The sequence below is a fragment of the Massilia mucilaginosa genome, assembly GCF_011682145.1.
Classification (GTDB): Bacteria; Pseudomonadota; Gammaproteobacteria; order Burkholderiales; family Burkholderiaceae_D; genus Telluria_A; species Telluria_A mucilaginosa.
This window is the reverse complement of record NZ_WHJH01000108.1, coordinates 1-5,679: the sequence shown is the minus strand read 5'-3', so window position 1 is coordinate 5,679 and position 5,679 is coordinate 1. Positions and strand designations below refer to the sequence as shown.

The following is a 5,679-nucleotide window of genomic DNA, read 5'->3' as shown; positions in this document are numbered from 1 at the left end:
CTGCACAAAATGAGGTTCAGCGCCCATAAAATGGGCGGGAAGCAGCTCGGTCTGACATCAAAAAACGCATCTGCCGGCATCGCGACCGGCGATTACGCGGGATTTACCGGTAATTCGAGGTGCCCTGAGGTCGATACCGACAAAAGCACGAATCGCCTGGCTGTCGTAGATCGCGTCTTCGATGCCCTCATCCGAAAGGCCGAAGCACTGCTGGGCGACGTACATGCGCAGCATGCGCGCCAGTCCAATCGGCGGGCGACCGGCGCCTTCCACTTTCGGATAGTGCGGCTCGATCAGTTCATGCAATTTCGACCAAGGCGTGACACTGTTGATCTTCGCGAGGAAGCGGTCGCGCCGTGTCAGCTTCTTTTTGGCGGCGTATTCGAGGTCGGAAAAGCTCTTCTGCATGATCAACTGGATAGTGGTCGCGGATGCCGTTATTGTCGCAGTTCTTGCCAGCGGCCGAAACGGGTTCTGCAAGAATTAATCAGCGCTTCCCTAATGTTCAGCCCGTGGTAGTTTGTCGGCACTGACCCCGAGCCCGGTGCTCGCGATCCCATATTTCTCTCGAAAGAGCTTGCAACCACGACGGTATCGGACCCCGTGCCTCGCATAATCAGCGCCGGCTTGTCGAAACAGTTGTAGTTTTATTTTTTTGCTGCCAAGAAATAGCCGTCCATCTAATCAGTGGGATTGGAATCAGGGAATGCTTTTAGCATCAGTTCGCTTTTTATGTCTGGGCAGTCTGCGTACCACCAATATGGTTCATCTTTGTTTGGCTGAACATGTTCATAAATGCCAACCAGTCCGAGCAATTCTATTGGATTATCTGCCTTGAAGATGAAGCCATTTTTTTCGGCGATCCACAAGGCATCATGTGGCCAGCATCCATCTTCATCCAGTTCCCCTTTAATGGAGAGTGAAAAACTTCGATCTCGAAGGATCTTTAAGCAGGTATTCCAAACATTGAAATTAGTTGCTAACATATCATATCCTATTCACGTTCGTTACTTTATTTGCATCTGCTAATATTTGCCTCGGGAATCTGGCCATGTACCAGAACTTCATTGTTTTTCTTCATATCGTTATAAACATTGTTAGCCTTCTTGGCATACTTTGGATCAGCTTTTAACATCTCTTTAACTTGCGCTGCGTCGTAGGTTTTAATTTGTCCAGAAGCTTCTAGCGCTGCAATGTCGGCCTTTGATACTTTTACTATATGTTCGCTAAAATGATCCGCGCCGCGATGTCCAGTTACTCTGTCCTTTGTCCTTTGTTCTGAGAATGAGGTTAGTGTCCGATCTCCGTTTTCCGCAACATGATTAACAATATCGTCTAAAGTTAATTTTGCACTAATTGGTTTGCCAATTGGGCCAATTGCTTTATTGCCTTTATATTTATCGTCACCACGAAACAAATTGGTTGCCAACCCTAATGGATCAATCCATACAATAGGATTGGCAGCATACTGATACATGTTATTGCCGCCACTAAGCCCGATAGGATCAAGCGAGACAAAGCGGCCACAATCGGCATCGTAGTATCGGAAACGATTGTAGTGCAAGCCCGTTTCGGTGTCATGATACTGCCCTTGGAAACGTATGGGCTGAGCTTGCGCTAGTTCACTTTGGATGTAGTTCTGTTCAGTCGATGTTAAATTAACAAAATCCAGTGCGATGTCCGTCCGTCGCAGTACATTGCCCCAAGTTTTGTACGCTACCGCCCAGAAAATTTCGCCATGCTGATCGGTTATTTCGTTGGGCGTGCCCAAGTGATCCGTGTGCATATAGTGCACTGAGCAGTCAGGTGCAAAACTGGCACCCTGCTGAGTGACAGTATCCACTTGCGCCAGCGGCACGAACGAGTGCGAATCATAAATATAGGTGCGCTCCCACTGTCCACGCGACTCACACAGCAGCCGGTTCCCGTCCCACGCAAACCGCGTCGTCCCGAACTCATCTTTTTTGGCAATCCTGCGCCCGAACGGATCATAGACATACTTCACCTTCTGCACAGTTGGCTGCGGCTCCTGCGCATGACGCGTGGTTTTCGACTCGACCAGCTGGTGCGCGGCATTCCACTTCAGGCGCAGGCGCGTGTGCTTGCCCGTCAGCTTTTCAATCAGATTGCCGTGTGAATCGTAGTCGTATCGATTGTCCTCGAATACCTTCACGCGATTGCCTTCGACCCGCCCGGCACTGGCAACTGCTGTATCAAGCAAATTATGCGCAGGATCGAAGTCGAAGCGTTCCGCCATAGTCGGCTGGACAGCCGTCATGATGCGGCCAATGGCATCGTAGCTATAGGTCTTCAGGCCGTTGCGTTTGTCGTCGATCGCCAGCAGGTTGCCGGTCTCATCGTACTCATAGTGGCGCGCGATAACTGGCTCGGTGTTCTGGCCAACCTGCAGTTGCCCGGCAAGCTGTGTCAGTAGCCGTCCTACCGGATCGTACTGAAACTGGCTGGTCAGCGAGCCTTGCGTGCGGCTTACTGCGCGGTGCAGCTTGTCGCGCTCGATGTCGGTGATCACCTCGCCATCGATGTTGATCTGATGCAGGTGTCCGGAGCCATAGTACAGATTGTTGAGTACGCGACCGTCAGGCAATGTTGTTTGGATTCGGTTGCCCAGATCATCGTAAGCATGGCTCAACGTGGTTGTGTGCTCGCGCGTCTCGGTACGCTCGCCTACCAACTGGCCCAGCGCATCGTATTGAAGCGTAACTTCAGCGGCAGAATTTATCGCCTGCGTCATCCTGCCGACCGGGTCATAGGCAAAACGCAGCCGGATTTGTTCAGTGCTCGCTGCGCCATTCGTGCGCGAGATGATTTTTTCAATCAGCTGGCCCGCATTGTCACGCGAATAGTGCGTATCGATGCGCGTGTAGGGAGCGCGTTCGCTACCGCCGTACTCTTCCTTGGCGACTACCAGGCCACTGTTATTGTAATGGTAGCGTGTCAGCGTTGCATCGAAGCAAGTCTCTTCAACTACGCGGTCAAGGGCGTCGTAGACAAAACGATACGCATCACCATTTTCATTGATCAGCTCTACGATCCGGTGTGCATCATCGTAACGGTACTCTAGCGCTCCACCGCGCGCATCGATGCGTCTGACCGGTTTGCCATCAATGTCGAGCACATAGCTGGTGCGATTGCCTGCAGGGTCAAAGCTGGCTACAAGCCGTCCGAGCGCATCGTACTCATAGCGTTCTACTGCGCCGTCAGGTTGGATTGCTGCGGTCAAGTGGCCGAGCCGGTCGTAGCTGTACGACATGACATTACCGGCGGCATCGGTAGTGCGAATCAGTCTGCTCTGATCGTCATAGCTGAAATGTGTTCTGTTGTTCGAGCAATCCGTGTAACTGATCAGTTGCGCGGCGCGGTTGTATTCCAGCCGCTTGACGCCGCCGGCCGCATCCGTCACCTTGACCGGCAAGCCATGTTCATCGTACTGATAGGACGTGCGCTGGCCTAGTGCATCGGTTACGCTTGCCAAGTTGCCGAACTCGTCGTATCGCAGGGCGGTAGTAGCGCCGAGCGCATCGGTAATCAGCGCGGGCTTATTGAAGCGGTTGTCGTAGACGATGCCAGTGCCGTTGCCGTCGGTTTCAATGCGGGTCACGCGGCCACGCTGGTCGTAGCGGTAGCTGACGCTACGCCCGCCCGGATCCGTGATGCCGAGAAGATTACCGTTGCTGTCGAGACGGCGCGTGGTCACGCCACCGGCCGCGTCCACCATGCCGATGAAGCGGCGCTTGGCGTCGAAGCGGTATCGATCTTCGCGCCCCAAGTTGTCGGTGACGACGGTTTCCTGTTCCAGATAGCGAAAGCTCCACGACAAGCCACTATTGGTCCAGTTGCGCATGACCTTGCCGCAAGCGGCGTATTCGTCGTATTCGTAGCGCGACACCACTCCGCCGGGCTGGCTGTGTTCAACCATCACATGATTGCGATAGGCAAACTGACGCGTTACGTCGCCTTTGCCGTTGCTGACCTTGGCCAGGTTGCCGCTTGCATCGTACTCGTACTCGACCAGCAGTTCGGTGTCGCCGTCGGGCTCGGCCGGCTGCATGGCAATGCTGCGCAGGCGCGGGTAGCCCCGGTGGTCTTCGAACGCTAGCAGGTACCCGCGCCCGGCGCTGTCCTCGACCCGTTCAGGCAGCTGGCGCTGGTTGTAGGCAACGGTGATCCGGTTGCCGTTGGCGTCAAGCTGACCTACTAAGCGCGCGATGTTGTTGCTCGTGTCGGACGAGGCGAACAGATCGCGCGCTCCCTTATCGTAGACCAACTCGAAACTGCGGTCCTGCTTGCGCACCAGCGTGATTTTTTCGGACGGTGAATACAGTGATTCGCCGATGCCAGGCAACGAGAAAGTGATTCCGCGTGCGAAGGCGTCGAGCACGACGACGCTGTCGACATTGATCTCGAGCGCAAGCGATAAAGGTGTACTCCAGCCAGAGCCCAGCCAGCCGGCTTGCCGTTGGGCCGAGCTGTAAGCCCGTTGCCAGACCAGCGGCATGGCCGCCGGAAGCGAAAAGTCCAGGTCGATATCGTCCGCGAGGATCTTGCTACCAGAAATAGGATTGACGGGACGGCCGGCCCTCGGAAAAAGTGGGCACTCTATCTCGGCCTGGCCTTCGTTATGGGTCTCTTTTTCCTTGGGCTTAGGAGCATCGGACTTCGCCGGCGCCGGCTTTTCCTGGCTTGGCCCCTTGGCCGGCCCTTGAGCCGCTGCGCGGCTCTTTGGCTTGAGGGCCGGATGGTCTTCAATGATTTTCTGGTTCTTCTTCATCCAGCCAGCAAATCCTTTTCCTAATTTGCTGCCGCCGACTTTTTCAAGCGCAGGAGCCAGACCTTTACGCAGCAACAGCTGCGCAACCGCCGCCATCAGCCCGATAACCAAGATGAATTTGCCTTGTGCAAAACACTCGGTCGCCGCCTTCATGAGCATGGGGTATTGCGCACGTTGGTTGTCCGGTAACATTCCGGCACGGACAGCTAAAGCGAAGCCTTCAATGAGGGGCTTAATAAGTAACGGAACCACACTAACGAAGGCATCTACCAGGTCGGCGAGGCCCATCAGCGTCATGATGGCGCTGCCAATTTGCATGCCAAGTTGAGCGCCGACCACCGCGCCAGGCACTGCGCCGACGCCGCCGGCCAAAGCACCAAGGGCGCCGCCCGCTGTTCCACCCAAGACCGCTCCCCCCCCGAGGTACATGGCAATTTCTTTGCCTGCCTCCATGAGGATGCTTTGGACCATGCTGAAGTCGAGCCCTTGGACCGCGCCTGCTAACATCTCGGCTACGCGGCGGTTTGATGCGTCCAGCGCGTCGTTGACAGCAATAAGGCAATTTCCTCCTGGGAATTGCTGCACCACGCCCCTTACCGTGGGCAATGGATACGATTTGGAAAACTGTTCCAGACGTTTCTCAATATCGTTGACTGCCTTCGCGCCACCCGTCACGTAAGTCCGCTCGAAGTTGCCCAAGGCATTGCGGATCTGCTGGAAATCGATAGGGATGTCAAAAGTGCTCATGGAGCGGATCTTTCTTAGCTCGACTTTGTCCAACTATCTCGCGTAGCAGACGGTTTCTGTCAGGCGCTCAAATAGGGCACGCGGGATTTTCACCATATCGCATTGGCTCCCCGACCCTTTGTAATTCTCTTCACTCCACAGCG

General features: G+C 54.8%; 2 protein-coding genes and 1 pseudogene. All 3 read right to left on the bottom strand.

Features of this window, described 5'->3' with window-relative positions; genetic code table 11:
• Window positions 1-126 precede the first annotated feature (126 nt).
• Window positions 127-408, bottom strand: a pseudogene (locus F2P45_RS33665) (transposase); the annotation flags it as partial.
• A gap of 272 nt (window positions 409-680) precedes the next feature.
• Window positions 681-986: a hypothetical protein gene (locus tag F2P45_RS33660; RefSeq protein WP_166882566.1), complete on the bottom strand. Its 306-nt coding sequence runs from the start codon at window positions 984-986 to the stop codon at window positions 681-683.
• A gap of 26 nt (window positions 987-1,012) precedes the next feature.
• Window positions 1,013-5,536, bottom strand: coding sequence for a DUF6861 domain-containing protein (locus tag F2P45_RS33655; protein WP_166882565.1), 4,524 nt, complete (start codon window positions 5,534-5,536; stop codon window positions 1,013-1,015).
• Window positions 5,537-5,679: the final 143 nt, after the last annotated feature.